Genomic DNA, 16,438 nt, shown 5'->3' with positions numbered 1-16,438 from the left:
GAAATCGACTGATCGATATGACGTGGTGCGGTCCGTGCGGCACACACCGCGGACGGCACCGTCGGGCGAAGGAGGCGCATCGGATGGCGGCAGGCGCCCCCAGGGTCTTCGTGTCACATCTTTCCGGTGTGCCGGTCTTCGACCCCAACGGTGATCAGGTCGGCAAGGTCCGTGACCTGGTGGCGATGCTGCGGGTCGGCGGCCGCCCGCCGAGGCTGCTCGGGATGGTCGTCGAGGTGCTCAGCCGGCGGCGGATCTTCCTGCCGATGACCCGGGTGACGGGCGTCGAGTCGGGCCAGGTCATCACCACGGGTGTGGTCAACATGCGGCGCTTCGAGCAGCGGCCCACCGAACGCCTGATCCTCGGGGAGTTCCTGGACCGGCGGGTCCGGCTGGTGGAGACCGGCGAGGAGGTCACCGTCCTCGACGTGGCGATCCAGCAGCTGCCGGCCCGCCGCGACTGGGAGATCGACAAGTACTTCGTCCGCAAGGGGCGCGGCGGGGCGCTGCGCCGCAAGGGCGAGACGCTGACGGTGGAGTGGTCGGCGGTCAGCGGGTTCTCGCTGGATGAGCACGGACAGGGCGCCGAGAGCCTGGTCGCCACGTTCGAACGGCTGCGGCCCACCGATGTGGCCAACGCCCTGCACCATCTGTCGCCCAAGCGCCGGGCCGAGGTCGCCGCCGCGCTGGACGACGACCGGCTCGCCGACGTCCTGGAGGAGCTGCCCGAGGACGACCAGGTGGAGATCATCGGCAAGCTCCAGGAGGAGCGGGCCGCCGATGTGCTGGAGGCGATGGACCCGGACGACGCGGCCGACCTGCTCTCCGAGCTGCCCGAGGAGGACAAGGAGCGGCTGCTGGCGCTGATGCGGCCGGACGACGCCGCCGATGTGCGCCGCCTGATGTCGTACGAGGAGCGGACCGCGGGCGGTCTGATGACGACCGAGCCGATCGTGCTGCGGCCGGACGCCACGGTCGCCGACGCGCTGGCCCGGGTCAGGCAGTCGGACCTGTCACCGGCACTGGCCGCGCAGGTGTACGTCTGCCGCCCGCCGGACGAGACCCCGACCGGCAAGTACCTGGGCACGGTGCACTTCCAGCGGCTGCTGCGCGACCCGCCGTTCACCCTGGTCAGCTCGATCGTCGACAGCGATCTCGTGCCGCTGTCCCCGGACACCCCGCTGCCGGTCGTGACCAGCTATCTGGCCGCGTACAACATGGTCTCGGTGCCCGTCGTCGACGAGAGCGGCTCGCTGCTCGGCGCGGTGACGGTGGACGACGTCCTGGACCACCTGCTGCCCGACGACTGGCGTGAGACCGACTTCCACGGTGAGGAAGGGATCGCCCATGGCCGGTGAGGAGCGTGCGAAGGCGGCGTCGACGGGTTCCTCCGGCATCGTGCGCCCGCCGCGGAACCGGATCGACCAGCCGAAGGACCCCCGGCGCAAGCTGCTGCCGGAGTACGACCCGGAGGCGTTCGGCCGGTTCTCCGAGCGGATCGCCCGGTTCCTGGGCACCGGACGGTTCATCGTCTGGATGACGCTGATCATCATCCTCTGGGTGCTGTGGAACATCTTCGCGCCGCGTGACCTGCGGTTCGACGGGTATCCGTTCATCTTCCTGACGCTGATGCTGTCGCTCCAGGCGTCGTACGCCGCTCCGCTGATCCTGCTCGCGCAGAACCGCCAGGACGACCGGGACCGGGTCACCCACGAGCAGGACCGCAAGCAGAACGAGCGCTCCATCGCCGACACCGAGTACCTCACCCGGGAGATCGCCGCGCTGCGGATGGGCCTCGGCGAGGTCGCCACCCGGGACTGGATCAGGTCGGAACTCCAGGACATGATGAGGGACATGGACGACCGGCAGGTTCTCGCCCGCCACGAGAGTGACGAAGGCGACCGCTGAAGGGTTACCCGCGCGTACGGCCCTGCGCCGTACCATCGTCCCTATGGCTACGGAAGACGCGGTGCGTGAAGCACTGTCGACAGTGAACGACCCGGAGATCCACCGCCCGATCACCGAGCTGGGCATGGTGAAATCGGTCGAGATCGATGCTGACGGTGTAGTCGCTGTCACGGTGTATCTCACGGTCTCCGGCTGCCCGATGCGCGAGACGATCACCAAGAATGTGACCGAAGCGGTCGCGCGGGTCGAAGGCGTCTCGCGCGTCGACGTCACGCTCGATGTGATGAGTGACGAACAGCGCAAGGAACTCGCGTCCGCGCTGCGCGGCGGCACGGCCGAGCGCGAGGTCCCCTTCGCCCAGCCCGGCTCGCTGACCCGGGTGTACGCGGTCGCCTCCGGCAAGGGCGGCGTCGGCAAGTCCTCGGTAACGGTGAACCTCGCGGCGGCCATGGCGGCCGACGGGCTGAAGGTGGGCGTCGTGGACGCGGACATCTACGGGCACAGCGTGCCCCGGATGCTCGGCGCGGACGGCAAGCCGACCCAGGTCGAGAACATGATCATGCCGCCGTCCGCACATGGCGTGAAGGTCATCTCCATCGGCATGTTCACCCCGGGCAACGCCCCGGTGGTGTGGCGCGGACCCATGCTGCACCGCGCGCTGCAGCAGTTCCTCGCCGATGTGTACTGGGGCGACCTGGACGTGCTGCTGCTCGACCTGCCGCCGGGCACCGGTGACATCGCGATCTCCGTCGCGCAGCTCGTGCCGAACGCGGAGATCCTGGTCGTCACGACCCCGCAGCAGGCCGCGGCCGAGGTCGCCGAGCGGGCCGGCTCCATCGCCGTACAGACCCACCAGAAGATCGTCGGCGTCGTGGAGAACATGTCGGGCATGCCGTGCCCGCACTGCGACGAGATGGTCGATGTGTTCGGCTCGGGCGGCGGCGCGCGGGTCGCGGAGGGCCTGACGCGGACGGTCGGCGCCGAGGTTCCGGTGCTCGGCTCCATCCCGATCGACCTGCGGCTGCGCGAGGGCGGCGACGAGGGCAAGCCGGTGGTCCTGTCCGACCCCGACTCCCCGGCCGGCAGCGCGCTGCGGTCCATCGCGGAGAAGCTGAGCGGCCGTCAGCGCGGCCTGTCCGGCATGTCGCTGGGCATCACCCCCCGCAACAAGTTCTGACACCCACCGACCCGACAGCGCGGTCCCGGCCCCCGGGTACCGCGCTGTCCTCGGTCCCGGCACCGCTGATCCCGGTCGCCGGGCGGACGCTTCCGCCCGCCCGGCAGCCGCCGGGACCGCCTAGACGTACGTGGTGATGTCGCCGATCACCGCGAACCCCAGCCCGTACGCGCTCATCCCCCGCCCGTAAGCCCCGATGTGCACACCGCCGTGCGCCGAACCGGCCAGCACCCAGCCGAACTCGGACTCGCGGTAGTGGAACTCCACCGGAACGCCGTCCACCGGAAGCGAGAGCTTCGACCAGGGCGGGGTGCCGAGGTCGTCGGCGAGTGCGAACGCCGTCTCGGTCTGCTGGTCCAGCCAGTCGTCTCGCAGCGCGTGGTCCAGCTGCGGGGGCCAGGTGTATGCCAGGAGGCCGGAGCCCGCCAGCCAGGCGGCCGAGGAGACCGTGGTGGCGTCCAGCACCCCCGTACCGTCGCCGCTGCGCCGCACCGGGCTGCTGGCCACGGTCACGACGACCGCGAAGCGTTCCTTCTCCGGGCGCGCGTCGGACCGCACCAGGGGCTCGTCACCGTGTCCGGTGGAACCGTGCTGCACCGTGCCGTCCGCCGCGGTGCCGACCTGCATCGGCCAGCGCGGCCCGGTGAATGCCTCGTCCAGCCCGTACCACGGGAACGGCGCCCGCAGATAGCCGTCGACCGTACGCCGGGTCGCCGGCACCCCCTCTGCGGTGACTGTGCTGGGCGCACCTTCCGCCCCTACCCGACTCGTCGTCTCCATCTGCCCGGCCGCCTCCTCGATCTGTTCCGATCCGGAGCGGCCCGCCCCCCGCGGGCTTGGGCGTCCTCGCAACCGGACAGATGGAGAATAGCCATACCGTAGGGGCGAGTCGGGATTGACCGGTCTCAGGTGGCGTCTGCGTCGAACGGCGGGCGCTCGTCCTTGGTCGGCGGCGCCGGCTTCTTGAGCAGGTCAGGGGTGGTGGAGGAGCCGTTCACCGCACCGTCGGACGCACCGCCGGACGACTCCTTCGCCGAGCCGTTCACCGCACTGTTGGCGGAAGCGGAGGACACGCTCTCGCGTCCGTTCACCGCGTCGGTGACCTCGGCCATCTCCTTGCGGAGGTCGAAGCTCTCGCGGATCTCCTTCAGCCCCAGGTCGTCGTTGCCGTCCATCAGCTGCTTGCGGACGAACGTCTTGGGGTTGAGGTCCTCGAACTCGAAGTCCTTGAACTGCGGACCGAGCTCCGAGCGGATGTCTTCCTTGGCGCTGTCCGAGAACTCGCGGATCTTGCGAATGGTGCGCGTGACGTCCTGAATGACCTTCGGCAGCTTCTCGGGGCCGAAGACCAGTACGGCGAGAACCACGAGCGTCAGCAGCTCCAGTGCGCCTATGTCATTGAACACCTAGCTGCTCCTCGTGTTCTCCGCGTGTTCTCCGGGTCTTCCCCACCAGGCCGGATGACGGCCCGGACCGCTCAACGGTACCTGTCGAAGCTGTCCGGGCGGTACCTTCCGGTGGCCGTTACGTGCCGCTTGCCGAGCCGAGCGTCAAAGTCATGGACAGGTCTTTACCACCGCGGGTCAGCCGGAGGACGAGCCGATCGCCGGGGCGGTGGGCACGGATCTTCACGATCAGCTCCTCGCCGCTGTGCACCCGCTGGCCCTGGACCTCGGTGATGATGTCGCCCGGCCTGATGCCAGCCTTCGCCCCGGGGCCGCCGGTGGTGACCGCGGGCCCGCCGTCGGCGCCCTTCGCACCGACCTTGGCCCCGTCACCGGTGTACTTCATGTCCAGGGTGACGCCGATCACCGGGTGGGTCGCCCGGCCGGTGTTGATCAGCTCCTCGGCGACGCGCTTGCCCTGGTTGATGGGTATGGCGAAGCCGAGGCCGATGGAACCGGACTGGGCGCCCTCGGATCCGGCCCCGCTGTCCGCCGCGCGTATGGCGCTGTTGATCCCGATGACATGGGCCTGGGCGTCGACGAGCGGGCCGCCGGAGTTCCCGGGGTTGATCGGAGCGTCGGTCTGGAGCGCGTCGACATAGCTGACGTCGGTGCCGTCGCCCTTCTCGCCACCGGCGGTGATCGGCCGCTGCTTGGCGCTGATGATGCCGGAGGTGACCGTGTTCGACAGGTCGAAGGGGGCACCGATGGCCACCACCGGGTCGCCCACCTGCACATTGTCGGAGTTGCCGAGGGGCAGCGGCTTGAGTCCGGAGACTCCGGTGACCCTGACGACGGCCAGGTCGTAGCCGCTGTCCTTGCCGACGATCTCGGCGGCCGCCGTCTCGCCGCCGCTGAACGTCACGGTGATGTCGCCACTGGAGCCGGCCGGGGAGACGACATGGTTGTTGGTGAGGATGTGGCCCTTGTTGTCGAGGACGAAGCCGGTGCCGGTGCCGGACTCCGACGCACCGTTGACGTGCAGGGTGACGACGCTGGGCAGGGCGCTGGCGGCGATCCCGGCGACGCTGTCGGGAGCCCGCCCCCCGCTGTCCCGGCCGGTCTGGGGAAGCTCGACGCTGGTCAGGCCACCGTTGCGCTCGACGTAGGCGCCGATTCCACCGCCTATGCCGCCCGCGACCACGGCGAGCAGGACGGCCCCGATCAGGACGGTCCCCCGGCGGCTCTTGCCGCGCCCGGCGGGTTCGGTGCCGAGCGGGGGACCCGGCTGGGTCAGCGGCTGCCGCGGCGCCCCCCAGGGGTCGTACTGGAGCCACTGGGAGGGCGGCTGCTGTCCGGACTGCTGCGGCACCTGCTGCGCCTGCGGGTGGGGCGGCAGGTGCTGCGGCGGGGCCTGGGGCGGCATGCCGCCGGGCACCGGTCCGGGCGGCGGAACCTGATCGACGGCGACGGGAGCCCCGTTCGTCGCGGCGTACTGCGGGGGTACGGGGGTCCCGTGCGCCGGGGTCGGCACGGGTCGCTGTACGGGGGGCGCGGGCGCCCATGGACCGGGGCCGCCGTAGGGCGGAGTGCTGTACTCGTCGGGCTCGTGCAGCGGCCGCATCGCGGGGGCGGCGGGCCGGAGCGGCTCGTCGGCCGGGAGTGCGGGCGTCGGCACACCGGGGACCGGCTGTTCCGATACCGCCGCACTCCCCGTCCCGGCCGCGTCCGTCACGTCTGCCGTATTCGCGGCTCCCGCGGAGTCCTCGGCGGGAGATACGCCTTCCGGTTCCGTGCGACCGCTGCGCCCCGTCGTGGGACGGCTCCACCACTTCGCCTTGGGCCCGGTGGGCTTCGCGTCGTCCATGATCTCCCCGCAACTGGCCTCTGTACGCCCCCACAGGGGCGTCCCTCCCGGAATTCAACCAGGTTTGCGAATCCCCGCGCAGGGCCCCGTCAGCGCCGGGGGAAAAGCGGGAGTGCGTGATCGTTGGGCGGCAGCGCGGAGGCGGGTGCGGACGGCCTCGCCGAGGCCGGTGCGGACGGAGCGGCCGACTTCGGCGCCGGGGCACCACCGAGCGCCGCGGCCAGCAGCGACGTGGTGCCGGTCGGCCGTATCAGCGGGGGCACGGAGACATTCAGTGCGGGGAGGACGAACGGGTTCCCGGTGAGCGGCGCGGCCCTGAGCGACGAGGGCACTGCCGCGAGCATCTGCGGGGCCATCGGGGCCCGGACGGCCGGCGAGGCCGAGGGCACCGCGGTGGAGCCGATCGCCGGACGGTCGCCGTCCACGGCGAGCGCGCCACCGGCCCTGCGGCTGGCCGCGCTGCCGCTCTCGGCCCGCGCGTCGGCGTCGAGCGGGGTCACACTGCTGCCCGTGCCCTCGGCCCGGAGCGCGGTGTCGGGAGCGGAGTCCAGGGGGAGGGTGCCACCGAGGGCGATGGCCGCCAGCGACACGGCGCTGGCCGCGGCGAAGGCGATTCTCCGGCCGCGCCAGGGCGAACGGTCGGCGTCACGGGCCACGTCGTGTATGCGGAAGACGCCGCGGGAGCCGCCGCCCGGCAGGACCGCGGTGGAGCCGTGCCCGGCGGGGAGGTAACCGAAGCTGTCGAGCGGCGAGGAGCCCGGGGCCGGGTCCGTACGGCTGCCGCCGGAGGGCCGCATCGCGGGGAAGAACTCGTCGGCGAAGCGTCCGCTGCCGCCGAACGGTCCGCCGGGGCCGCCGTCGCCGCCGCTGGGACCCCCGGGAAGGCCCTGCAGACGGGCCAGGAACCCCTCGGAGGGCGAGGGTGAGCTGGACAGGGCGAAGGCACTCTTCAGGCGCCGCTGGGCGTCGGCCTCGGCCTTGCACTTGGGACAGGTGGCCAGATGGGCCAGGACCCGTTCACGGGCATCATGTTTCAGCTCACCGTCGACAAGCGCGGCGAGCCGGTCCCCCAGATGCTGCTCCGCGGGGGTCGGTCCTGTACCACTCACGCCGATCCGACCTCCCCTGCCAGGACCGCGTCCGCCAGGGAGCGCTGCTCGGCGCGGGCCTCGGGCGAACGGTGCTTGAGCGCCTTGCGCAGGTGCGAGCGACCGCGGTGGATACGGCTGCGCACGGTGCCGAGCTTCACGCCCAGGGTCGCGGCGATCTCCTCGTAGCTGAGCCCCTCGATGTCGCAGAGCACCACTGCCGCGCGGAATTCGGGCGCGAGGGTGTCCAGGGCCTGCTGCACGTCGGCGTCGAAATGGGTGTCGTTGAAGACCTGCTGCGGGGACGGCTCGCGGCTCGGGAGCCGCTCGGCGGCGTCGTCGCCCAGCGAGTCGAAACGGATCCGCTGCTTACGGCGGACCATGTCCAGGAAGAGATTGGTGGTGATGCGGTGCAGCCAGCCCTCGAACGTGCCGGGGGTGTAGGTCGACAGGGAACGGAACACCCGGACGAAAACTTCCTGGGTGAGGTCCTCGGCATCGTGCTGGTTGCCCGTCAGCCGGTAGGCAAGGCGGTACACACGTCCGCTGTGCGTGCTGACGATCTCTTCCCATGAGGGCGGGGTCCACGCCTGAGAGTCCGCATCTGAGGCGAAGGTCGCGGTCGTTGCGGAGTCGTTGGAAGAACGGTCAGCAATGTTGGTCACGGATTTCGGCTCACCCGCCGACCCGAGAAGGCGCCGCAGCACCCCTCTCCGATCCACAGGCGCAGCCGCACCTCCCCTATCGGCTCTGGTGGTGTCCAGTGGAGCCCCTACCATAGCCACCTCGCCCGTTAGCTCCGGATAAGCCTTTTTTCCTGCTGGGGCCGGGCGTCGCCCGGGAACTGCCGGCGCACGGTCGCGGGCCCGATCCGCGGGCCCGTTCGCTGCGCTTTCCCCTGTCCTTGCACAACGCCCGGTCCCATCTGCGGGTTCCCGGGTCCAGCGGATACAGTCACCGTTGCGCCAACTACGGGGTCAGGAGAGGGTCATTACCGCCAACCGGCAGACGAGCTGGGCGTTCGCCGACGCCTTTGTCGCCGAGGACGAAGCACTGCGCTGGGCCCGGGAGCGGGCCCGCGAGGCAGGGCTGCGCTCGGTGTCCCCAGGCACCGGTTCCGCGCTGCGCCTGCTCGCTGCCGCCGTGGACGCCAAAGCGGTGGCGGAGATCGGGACGGGAACAGGCGTGTCCGGCATCCATCTGCTGCACGGAATGCGCCCGGACGGCGTACTGACCACGGTCGATCCGGAACCGGAACGCCAGCAGTTCGCCCGCGAGGCCTTCCGCGCGGCGGGCTTCGCCGCGAACCGGGCCCGGTTCATCCCCGGGCGCGCCCTGGACGTCCTGCCCAGGCTCGCGGACGGCGGGTACGACCTCGTCTTCTGCGACGGCGACAGGCTGGAGAGCCTGGACTGCCTCGCTGAATCGTTGCGCCTGCTGAGACCGGGCGGACTGGTCTGTTTCGAGGGCGTTTTCGCGGACGGCCGCACGGTCGATTCCGCCGCTCAGCCCGCCGAGGTGCTGCGCCTGCGCGAGCTGCTGCGCGCCGTGCGGGAGAGCCAGGAGCTGATGTCGACGCTGCTGCCGGTCGGTGACGGCCTGCTCTGCGCGGTCCGTCGCGGCTGACGGCCGTTCCGCTCGTTCCGCCCGCCGCATCCGGCGCGCGCCACCAGGCGCACCCGTGCCACACCCTTCGCCCGGCCCGTTCACGTATCCGCCGGTCATCCCCCCGAACGCGCCACTGCCCCGGCACGGTATCCGTGCCGGGGCAGTGGTCGCGTGTGGGCGTTCCGCGTCAGCCGACGACCTTCTTCAGCGCATCGCCGAGGGCATCGGCCTCGTCCGGAGTCAGCTCGACAACAAGCCGACCGCCGCCTTCGAGCGGAACGCGCATGACGATGCCCCGCCCCTCCTTTGTCACCTCGAGCGGGCCGTCGCCCGTCCGCGGCTTCATGGCCGCCATGCTCGTTCCCCTTCCTGAAACCAGCTCATCGCAACCGGCGGCCCCATGACAGGCGCTGCCTCACCGGCATCGAACACATTGCTTCCCCACCATTATCCCGCATCACAGACCCTGATGACCAACATCGGTCGGCATCGCTTGCGCAACGCGCTCACGCAAAACCACCCAATTCGGCGATCCGGCTGCGATACTGCGCCGCCCTGCGCCCCCAGGTGAGGGGCAATTGTTAGACGCAGGTCACATACCCGCCCCGCCCCGAGTCGGCCATGCTTGCCTGCAGTGGCAACGATGCCGAGCCGTAAGGGGACACCGCAATGGCCGACGACATGGCGAACACCGTGCTCTACGCAGTGGACGAAGGTCTCGCGACGATCACGATCAACCGTCCCGACGCGATGAACGCCATGAACACCGAGGCCAAGGTCGCGCTGCGGGACGCACTGCGGGACGCGGCGGCCGACACGGCCGTGCGCGCGGTTCTGCTCACCGCGACCGGGCGCGCCTTCTGCGTGGGCCAGGACCTCAAGGAGCATGTCGCCACGCTGACGGCCACCCGCGAGGCGGGCGGCGGCAATGCGCTGAGCACCGTGCGGGAGCACTACAACCCGGTGGTGCGGGCGATCACGGAGATGGAGAAGCCCGTGGTCGCCGGGGTCAACGGCGTCGCGGCGGGCGCGGGATTCGGATTCGCGCTGGCGGCCGACTACCGGGTGGTCGCCGACACCGCGTCGTTCAACACGTCCTTCGCGGGCGTCGCGCTGACCGCCGACTCGGGCGTGTCCTGGACGCTGCCCCGGCTGATCGGCCGGAGCCGCGCCGCCGACCTGCTGTTCTTCCCGCGGTCGATCTCGGCGCAGGACGCGTACGAGCTGGGTATCGCGAACCGGGTGGTGCCCGCCGCCGAGCTCGCCGAGGAGGCCGCGGCCGTGGCCCGCACCCTGGCCGAGGGCCCGACCGTGGCGTACGCGGCGCTGAAGGCGTCCATGGCGTACGGCGCGGGGCACACGCTCGCCGAGACGCTGGAGAAGGAGGACGAACTCCAGACGAAGGCGGGCGCGTCGCAGGACCACACCATCGCGGTGGAGGCGTTCCTGGCCAAGCGGAAGCCGAAGTACCTCGGCAAGTAGGCGGCTACGGGCCCTCGAGGGGCGCTCGCGGCCCCCGAGGGCCTACGGACGGGCCCCGCGGGCCACACAGTCGGCGAGGTGGTCGTCGACCAGGCCGCACGCCTGCATCAGGGCGTACGCGGTCGTGGGACCCACGAAGCGGATGGAGCGCTTCTTCAGCTCCTTGGCGAGCGCCGTGGACTCCGATGTGACCGCCGCGACGTCCCCCAGCACGCGCGGTACGGGCCGGCCCGCCGGATCGGGGGCGTACGACCAGATCAGCGCGTCCAGCTCCCCGGCCGGCCAGCCGGCCAGCACCTTCGCGTTGGCGAGGGTCGCGTCGATCTTGGCGCGGTTGCGGATGATGCCGGCGTCGGCGAGGAGCCGTTCGCGGTCGGTGTCGGTGAACGCGGCCACCGCGGGAATGCTGAACCCGGCGAAGGCGGCGCGGAAGCCCTCACGGCGGCGCAGGATCGTCAGCCACGACAGACCGGACTGGAACGCCTCCAGGCAGAGCCGCTCGAAGAGCGCGTCGTCGCCGTGGACCGGGCGGCCCCACTCGGTGTCGTGGTAGGTCAGGTAGTCCTCCGTGGACAGCCCCCAGGGGCAGCGCAGGCCGCCGTCCGGGGCCGGTTCGGCTCCACCGCTCATCGCTCGTCCTCCTCGTCCCGGTACGGTCCCGGGTCCTGGCTCAGCGGCTCGCCGGGCCTCTTGAACAGATCGGGACCGCCCGTCGCGGCGGACCGGGCTCCGGCCAGGGCCGACTCCAGCTCGGCGATCCGGGAGTCCCGCTCGGCCAGCTCGGCGCCGAGCCGGTCGAGCGCCTCGTCGACATCCGCCATCCGGTAGCCGCGGGGGGCCATCGGCAGGCGCAGCGCCTCGACATCCGCCCGGCCGACCGGGCGCGTCGCGGGCAGCGGGTCGGTCAGCCGTTCGGGCGGCGCGTCCTGGAGCACCGGGCTTCCACCGCCGCCGACCACCGCGAGGGTGACCGCGGCGACCACCACGACCATGGTGAGCAGCAAGAACCAGAACACGAGCATCTCCCCGGGGCGGAATCCTGTCCGGGTCCGATCGTGCCATGCGGCACCGACGGTTAGGGTCGCAGGCGACCTACTGAGGAGGAAACACGGGATGCGAAGCGGTGCACTGAGGCTCGGACGGCGGGAATTCGGGCCGCACGAGCCGGTGATCATGGCGATCGTGAACCGGACCCCGGACTCCTTCTACGACCAGGGCGCGACGTTCCGGGACGAGCCCGCGCTCGCCCGGGTCGAGCAGGCGGTCGCCGAGGGCGCCGCGATCATCGACATCGGCGGGGTGAAGGCCGGTCCCGGCGCGGAGGTGACGGCCGAGGAGGAGGCCCGCCGTACGGTCGGGTTCGTGGCCGAGGTCCGCCGCCGCCACCCGGACGTGGTGATCAGTGTGGACACCTGGCGCCACGAGGTGGGCGCGGCGGTCTGCGAGGCGGGCGCGGACCTGCTGAACGACGCGTGGGGCGGGGTCGACCCGAAACTGGCGGAGGTCGCCGCGCGGTACGGGGCGGGCCTGGTGTGCACGCACGCGGGCGGCGCCGAGCCGCGGACCCGTCCGCACCGCGTCGCGTACGAGGACGTGATGGCGGACATCCTGCGGGTGACGGTGGGACTGGCCGAGCGGGCCGTGGAGCTGGGGGTGCGGACGGACGGGATCATGATCGACCCCGGTCATGACTTCGGGAAGAACACCCGGCACTCGCTGGAGGCGACACGGCGGCTCGGCGAGATGGCGGAGACCGGGTGGCCGGTGCTCGTCTCGCTGTCCAACAAGGACTTCGTCGGGGAGACCCTCGACCGCCCGGTCAAGGAACGCGTGATCGGCACCCTGGCGACGACGGCCGTGTCGGCGTGGCTGGGCGCGCGGGTGTACCGGGTGCACGAGGTGGCGGAGACGCGGCAGGTGCTGGACATGGTGGCGTCGATCGCGGGGCTGCGGGCCCCGGCGGTGGCGCGCAGGGGGCTGGCGTAGGAGTTCGCGTGGCGGCGGGGCCGGCGTGGCACGGAGGGGTGGAGCGCAGGAGTGGAGCGGGTCCGGGGGCGGGACGCCGCCCCCGGACCGCCGCCGGATCCGGGGGCGGTCCGGTCCGGATCAGTCCGGTTCTGCTCGATCCGGACCGGGCCGATCCGGGCCGGTGCGGGCGACGGCCCTACCTGCCGACCTCCTTGGTCACCAGCCTGACCGCCTCCTCCACGTCGTCCGTGACATGGAAGAGCAGCAGGTCCTTCTCGGACGCCTTGCCCTGCGCCACCACGGTGTCCCGCAGCCAGTCGACGAGGCCGCTCCAGTACGCCGAGCCGAAGAGCACGATAGGGAAGCGGGTCACCTTGCCCGTCTGGACCAGGGTCAGCGCCTCGAAGAGTTCGTCCAGCGTGCCGAGGCCGCCGGGCAGGACCACGAAGCCCTGGGCGTACTTCACGAACATCGTCTTGCGGACGAAGAAGTAGCGGAAGTTGACGCCGATGTCGACGTGCGGGTTGAGGCCGGACTCGAACGGCAGCTCGATGCCGAGGCCGACCGAGACGCCCTTGGCCTCCCGTGCCCCCTTGTTCGCCGCCTCCATCGCCCCGGGGCCGCCGCCCGTGATCACCGCGAAGCCCGCCTCGACGAGCGCCCGGCCGATCCGTACGCCCGCCTCGTAGTCCGGCGTGCCGACCGGTGTGCGGGCCGAGCCGAAGACACTGATGGCACTCGGCAGCTCGGCCAGGGCGCCGAACCCCTCGACGAACTCCGACTGGATACGCATCACCCGCCAGGGGTCGGTGTGCACCCACTCGGAATCGCCCTCGGAGTCCAGCAGCCGCTGATCGGTCGTGCCGGGCTGCACCTGGTCCCTGCGACGCAGTACCGGGCCCATGCGCTGTTCCTCGGGCCTGATCGCGCCCTCGGGAACCTCCGCGCCCTGTGCGTTGCGTGCATCCTCGGGGTTGCCCATGACCTGCTCCCTCCGCCGACCTGCGATGTGCTTGTCGGGCCAGCGTAGATCGACGGAGGTGAAGACCGGGGGAAGCCCATGAGTCAGCTGGTGAGCCAGGAGCGGAGGCGTTCCTCGCAGTGGGTGATCCGCTCGGCCACGACGTGTTCGTCGCGCTTGTGGGCGAGGAGCGGGTCGCCGGGGCCGTAGTTCACCGCGGGCACGCCGAGCGCACCGAAGCGGGAGACGTCCGTCCAGCCGAACTTGGGCTGGGCCGTGCCGCCGACGGCCGCCATGAACGCCTGGGCCGCCGGGTGGCCGAGGCCGGGCATGGCGGCACCGGAGTGGTCGTCGACCGTGAACTCGGTGACTCCGCAGTCCGCGAAGACCTCATGGACGTGGGCGAGGGCTTCCTCGGCGCCGCGGTCGGGGGCGTACCGGTAGTTGACCACCACGACGCAGGCGTCCGGGATGACGTTGTTGGCGACGCCGCCCTCGATCCGTACGGCGTTGAGGCCCTCGCGGTATTCGAGCCCGTCGATGACCGGGCGGCGCGGTTCGTACGCGGCGAGCCTGTCCAGGATCGGTGCCGCGGCGTGGATGGCGTTGGCGCCCATCCAGCTGCGCGCGGAGTGGGCCCGCTCCCCCGCCGTGTGCAGGTGGACCCGCAGCGTGCCCTGGCAGCCGCCCTCGACCTGGCCGTCGGAGGGTTCCAGGAGGACGGCGAAGTCTCCGTCGAGCCAGTCGGGGTGGGCCTCGGCCACGTGCCCGAGGCCGTTGAGGTGGGCGGCGACCTCTTCGTTGTCGTAGAAGATGAAGGTGAGGTCGCGGTTGGGCTCGGGGACGGTCGCGGCGATGCGCAGCTGTACGGCGACGCCCGACTTCATGTCGGAGGTTCCGCACCCCCACAGCACGCCGTTGTCGTCGAGCCGGGACGGGACGTTGTCGGCGATCGGCACGGTGTCGATGTGGCCGGCGAGCACGACCCGCTCGGCGCGCCCCAGCCGCGTCCTGGCCACGACGTTGTTCCCGTACCGGTCGACGGTCAGATGGGGAAGGCCGCGCAGTGCCGTCTCGATCGCGTCGGCCAGCTCGGTCTCCTCCCCGCTGACGGAGGGGAAGTCCACGAGCCGGGCGGTGAGCGCCGGTCCGTCCAGGGTGAGGTCAAGCGTGCTTTCGGCCATGGCCACGACCCTAAGGGACTTCGGTATCCACCCCGGTCGTACCCTCCAGTACCGTGGGCCCCGTGCCCCGGACCTCCACGCCCGCCCGCCGCAGCCGCCTCTTCCGAGTCACGGCCGCCTTCGCCGTGCTCGTGGCCCTGGGGGGATATCTGGCCGTGCAGTACGTCTCCGGCAACAAGGGGCAGCCCCACTGCACCGTGCGCTCCGCGGACGGGACGCGGGGCGAGGACCGTACGTACGAGATGACTCCCGATCAGGCCGCCAACGCCGCGACCATCTCGGCGGTCGGCACCACCCGCGGCATGCCGGAACGCGCGGTCACCATCGCGCTGGCGACGGCCCTGCAGGAGTCCGCGCTGCGCAACCTCGATCACGGTGACCGCGATTCGCTCGGGCTCTTCCAGCAGCGCCCCTCGCAGGGCTGGGGAACCGCGCGGCAGATCATGGACCCGGTCTACTCGGCCGGGATGTTCTACGACCGTCTCGCCGAGGTCCCGGGCTATTCCAGGCTCCCGCTGACGGTGGCCGCGCAGCGTGTGCAGCTCAGCGGTTTCCCCCAGGCGTACGCGAAGCACGAGCCGGACGCCGCGCTGCTGGCGGCCGCGCTGACCGGGCGCGCGCCCACCGCACTGAACTGTTCCCCGTCCACGGCGACCGCGACCGGTCCGGGCGACGCGGCGAAGGTCCGTTCCGAGCTGGTGAGCGCCTTCGGCAAGGACGTACTGCCGTCGGCCAGGGCCGCCGGGGCGTCCGCCGCGACGTCGGTCACGGTGCCCGTGCCCGCCACCGCGGCGAAGACCGGGGGCGGCACGGCGCCGCAGCGCGGCTGGGAGCTGGCGCACTGGGCCGTCGCGCGGGCCGAGGCCCTGCGGATCGACCGGGTCGCCTTCGCGGACCGGGTGTGGACGGCCGACGACGGCTGGCGGACGGAACGCTCAGAGCGTACGGAATCGGGCACGGCCGAGGTCAGGATCGGGCTCGCGCAGTAGTACGGCCGACCACCCGTACGAAGCATCCGGCCGGTCTCCGGCAGCCCTGCCGACGGCGCTTTCACCCGCACGGGCCGCACTGGCCGATTCCCTTGCCGCCACAGGGAAGTGACGGTTCGCCCAGCGGTCGCCGCACGCATTGTTTGCCCGGGTTCCTCCGCTGCGGATTATCGGACGCATTGCTCACTCTTTACCTTGCCGCACCGCAACCTTCCCCGCCCCCGGACCGGTTGTCAGTGCGTCCGATCACCGGACAGACAGATTCCCGAGTCTGTTGGATTCCCGTCGAAGGAGCATCATGTCCCTCCCCCTGACCCGTCGGATCGCCCGTGCCGCGCTGCTGATCGCCGCGGGCGCGGCCCCCGTGGTCGGTGCGGCCGGCGCCGCAGGTGCCGCGGAGCTCCCGCCGGCCCCCGACCTGGGCGGCCTGACCTCGCTCGACGGCGCCGGTCTCGGCGACACCGTGGACAGCGCCTCGCAGCAGGGCACCAAGGCCGTGGGCGAAACCGGCGGCCGGCTCGTCGGCACGGCCATCCCGGCCGTGGGCAGGACCGTCGGCCAGGCGGGTTCCGTTGCCCTCCCGGCCGCCCAGAAGACCGTCGGGGAGACCGCGGGCCAGGCGGGCGAGCTCGTCGGCAGCACGGCCACCGCCGCGACCGCGGGCGGCCTGCCCACCGACAGCATCGGTGGCGCTCTCCCGACCGACAGCCTGGGCGGCGGCCTCACCGGCGGCCTGCCCCTGAAGGGCCTGCCGCTCGGCTGATCCCCACGCAGGAACACACAGGACGCGCCGAGGGGCCTCGGGAGTGCGCACTCCCGAG

At 71.7% G+C, this 16,438-nt stretch carries 18 protein-coding genes; 8 read left to right on the top strand and 10 right to left on the bottom strand.

Features of this window, described 5'->3' with window-relative positions; genetic code table 11:
- Positions 1-83 precede the first annotated feature (83 nt).
- Genes OG251_RS26565 through OG251_RS26555 form a run of 3 tightly spaced genes read left to right on the top strand, consistent with a single transcriptional unit; the run spans position 84 to position 3,085 of the window.
- Complete coding sequence (locus OG251_RS26565) at positions 84-1,358, top strand: magnesium transporter MgtE N-terminal domain-containing protein (RefSeq protein WP_326679486.1); 1,275 nt, start codon at positions 84-86, stop codon at positions 1,356-1,358.
- On the top strand, positions 1,348-1,908 hold the full coding sequence (locus OG251_RS26560; protein ID WP_326679485.1) for a DUF1003 domain-containing protein: 561 nt from the start codon (positions 1,348-1,350) through the stop codon (positions 1,906-1,908). Before OG251_RS26565 ends, OG251_RS26560 begins: the two co-directional genes overlap by 11 nt.
- Before the next feature lie 43 nt (positions 1,909-1,951).
- Positions 1,952-3,085 (top strand): Mrp/NBP35 family ATP-binding protein, encoded by a 1,134-nt coding sequence (locus OG251_RS26555; RefSeq protein WP_326679484.1) that lies wholly within the window; start codon positions 1,952-1,954, stop codon positions 3,083-3,085.
- 120 nt (positions 3,086-3,205) lie between these two features.
- On the opposite strand, the gene OG251_RS26550 is transcribed toward OG251_RS26555, so the two are convergent.
- The 5 genes from OG251_RS26550 to sigE form a co-directional block, all read right to left on the bottom strand.
- A complete protein-coding gene (locus tag OG251_RS26550; protein ID WP_326679483.1) occupies positions 3,206-3,865 on the bottom strand; it encodes a hypothetical protein in 660 nt (219 codons plus the stop codon).
- 125 nt (positions 3,866-3,990) lie between these two features.
- Positions 3,991-4,491 (bottom strand): sec-independent translocase, encoded by a 501-nt coding sequence (locus OG251_RS26545; protein WP_326679482.1) that lies wholly within the window; start codon positions 4,489-4,491, stop codon positions 3,991-3,993.
- 118 nt (positions 4,492-4,609) lie between these two features.
- A complete protein-coding gene (locus tag OG251_RS26540; protein WP_326679481.1) occupies positions 4,610-6,337 on the bottom strand; it encodes a S1C family serine protease in 1,728 nt (575 codons plus the stop codon).
- Positions 6,338-6,426: 89 nt separating this feature from the next.
- Positions 6,427-7,446: an anti-sigma factor family protein gene (locus OG251_RS26535; protein ID WP_326679480.1), complete on the bottom strand. Its 1,020-nt coding sequence runs from the start codon at positions 7,444-7,446 to the stop codon at positions 6,427-6,429.
- The gene (gene sigE, locus OG251_RS26530; RefSeq protein ID WP_326679479.1) at positions 7,443-8,204 is read right to left on the bottom strand and encodes an RNA polymerase sigma factor SigE; all 762 of its coding nucleotides are present in this window, start codon (positions 8,202-8,204) and stop codon (positions 7,443-7,445) included. Before sigE ends, OG251_RS26535 begins: the two co-directional genes overlap by 4 nt.
- 181 nt (positions 8,205-8,385) lie before the next feature.
- On the opposite strand from sigE, the gene OG251_RS26525 reads away from it, so the two are divergent.
- A complete protein-coding gene (locus OG251_RS26525) occupies positions 8,386-9,051 on the top strand; it encodes an O-methyltransferase (protein ID WP_073718008.1) in 666 nt (221 codons plus the stop codon).
- 169 nt (positions 9,052-9,220) lie between these two features.
- Here the strand turns inward: OG251_RS26525 and OG251_RS26520 are convergent, their stop codons facing one another.
- Entirely contained in the window at positions 9,221-9,388 is a 168-nt protein-coding gene (locus tag OG251_RS26520; RefSeq protein ID WP_003966491.1) for a DUF3117 domain-containing protein, read from the bottom strand.
- A gap of 314 nt (positions 9,389-9,702) precedes the next feature.
- Here OG251_RS26520 and OG251_RS26515 point away from each other — a divergent pair, with 314 nt between their 5' ends.
- On the top strand, positions 9,703-10,515 hold the full coding sequence (locus tag OG251_RS26515; protein ID WP_326679478.1) for an enoyl-CoA hydratase/isomerase family protein: 813 nt from the start codon (positions 9,703-9,705) through the stop codon (positions 10,513-10,515).
- 42 nt (positions 10,516-10,557) lie between these two features.
- Here the strand turns inward: OG251_RS26515 and OG251_RS26510 are convergent, their stop codons facing one another.
- Positions 10,558-11,145, bottom strand: a complete 588-nt coding sequence (locus OG251_RS26510; protein ID WP_326679477.1) for a DNA-3-methyladenine glycosylase I — start codon at positions 11,143-11,145, stop codon at positions 10,558-10,560.
- Entirely contained in the window at positions 11,142-11,537 is a 396-nt protein-coding gene (locus OG251_RS26505) for a DivIVA domain-containing protein (RefSeq protein ID WP_326679476.1), read from the bottom strand. Before OG251_RS26505 ends, OG251_RS26510 begins: the two co-directional genes overlap by 4 nt.
- Positions 11,538-11,628: 91 nt before the next feature.
- Between OG251_RS26505 and folP the strand changes: the two genes are divergently transcribed.
- Positions 11,629-12,501, top strand: a complete 873-nt coding sequence (gene folP, locus OG251_RS26500; RefSeq protein WP_326679475.1) for a dihydropteroate synthase — start codon at positions 11,629-11,631, stop codon at positions 12,499-12,501.
- 178 nt (positions 12,502-12,679) lie between these two features.
- On the opposite strand, the gene OG251_RS26495 is transcribed toward folP, so the two are convergent.
- A complete protein-coding gene (locus OG251_RS26495) occupies positions 12,680-13,465 on the bottom strand; it encodes a TIGR00730 family Rossman fold protein (protein WP_326679474.1) in 786 nt (261 codons plus the stop codon).
- A gap of 83 nt (positions 13,466-13,548) precedes the next feature.
- Entirely contained in the window at positions 13,549-14,628 is a 1,080-nt protein-coding gene (gene dapE, locus OG251_RS26490) for a succinyl-diaminopimelate desuccinylase (protein ID WP_326679473.1), read from the bottom strand.
- Positions 14,629-14,690: 62 nt separating this feature from the next.
- Between dapE and OG251_RS26485 the strand changes: the two genes are divergently transcribed.
- Positions 14,691-15,617 carry a hypothetical protein gene (locus tag OG251_RS26485; protein WP_326679472.1) on the top strand — a complete coding sequence of 309 codons (927 nt, stop codon included), beginning with the start codon at positions 14,691-14,693 and terminating at the stop codon, positions 15,615-15,617.
- Between the two features lie 298 nt (positions 15,618-15,915).
- Positions 15,916-16,380 carry an ATP-binding protein gene (locus tag OG251_RS26480; RefSeq protein WP_326679471.1) on the top strand — a complete coding sequence of 155 codons (465 nt, stop codon included), beginning with the start codon at positions 15,916-15,918 and terminating at the stop codon, positions 16,378-16,380.
- Positions 16,381-16,438 lie beyond the last annotated feature (58 nt).

The sequence above is a fragment of the Streptomyces sp. NBC_01237 genome (assembly GCF_035917275.1).
Lineage (GTDB): Bacteria > Actinomycetota > Actinomycetes > Streptomycetales > Streptomycetaceae > Streptomyces.
The sequence above is the reverse complement of the archived record's forward strand: the minus strand, read 5'-3'. Positions and strand labels throughout refer to the sequence as shown.

What these genes read in the sequence shown, in the direction of transcription:
- OG251_RS26565 (WP_326679486.1), top strand. Translation starts at nt 84, where the DNA reads ATGGCGGCAGGCGCCCCCAGGGTCTTCGTGTCACATCTTTCCGGTGTG.
- OG251_RS26560 (WP_326679485.1), top strand. Translation starts at nt 1,348, where the DNA reads ATGGCCGGTGAGGAGCGTGCGAAGGCGGCGTCGACGGGTTCCTCCGGC.
- OG251_RS26555 (WP_326679484.1), top strand. Translation starts at nt 1,952, where the DNA reads ATGGCTACGGAAGACGCGGTGCGTGAAGCACTGTCGACAGTGAACGAC.
- OG251_RS26550 (WP_326679483.1), bottom strand. Translation starts at nt 3,865, where the DNA reads ATGGAGACGACGAGTCGGGTAGGGGCGGAAGGTGCGCCCAGCACAGTC.
- OG251_RS26540 (WP_326679481.1), bottom strand. Translation starts at nt 6,337, where the DNA reads ATGGACGACGCGAAGCCCACCGGGCCCAAGGCGAAGTGGTGGAGCCGT.
- sigE (WP_326679479.1), bottom strand. Translation starts at nt 8,204, where the DNA reads ATGGTAGGGGCTCCACTGGACACCACCAGAGCCGATAGGGGAGGTGCG.
- OG251_RS26520 (WP_003966491.1), bottom strand. Translation starts at nt 9,388, where the DNA reads ATGGCGGCCATGAAGCCGCGGACGGGCGACGGCCCGCTCGAGGTGACA.
- OG251_RS26515 (WP_326679478.1), top strand. Translation starts at nt 9,703, where the DNA reads ATGGCCGACGACATGGCGAACACCGTGCTCTACGCAGTGGACGAAGGT.
- OG251_RS26510 (WP_326679477.1), bottom strand. Translation starts at nt 11,145, where the DNA reads ATGAGCGGTGGAGCCGAACCGGCCCCGGACGGCGGCCTGCGCTGCCCC.
- OG251_RS26505 (WP_326679476.1), bottom strand. Translation starts at nt 11,537, where the DNA reads ATGCTCGTGTTCTGGTTCTTGCTGCTCACCATGGTCGTGGTGGTCGCC.
- folP (WP_326679475.1), top strand. Translation starts at nt 11,629, where the DNA reads ATGCGAAGCGGTGCACTGAGGCTCGGACGGCGGGAATTCGGGCCGCAC.
- OG251_RS26495 (WP_326679474.1), bottom strand. Translation starts at nt 13,465, where the DNA reads ATGGGCAACCCCGAGGATGCACGCAACGCACAGGGCGCGGAGGTTCCC.
- dapE (WP_326679473.1), bottom strand. Translation starts at nt 14,628, where the DNA reads ATGGCCGAAAGCACGCTTGACCTCACCCTGGACGGACCGGCGCTCACC.
- OG251_RS26480 (WP_326679471.1), top strand. Translation starts at nt 15,916, where the DNA reads ATGTCCCTCCCCCTGACCCGTCGGATCGCCCGTGCCGCGCTGCTGATC.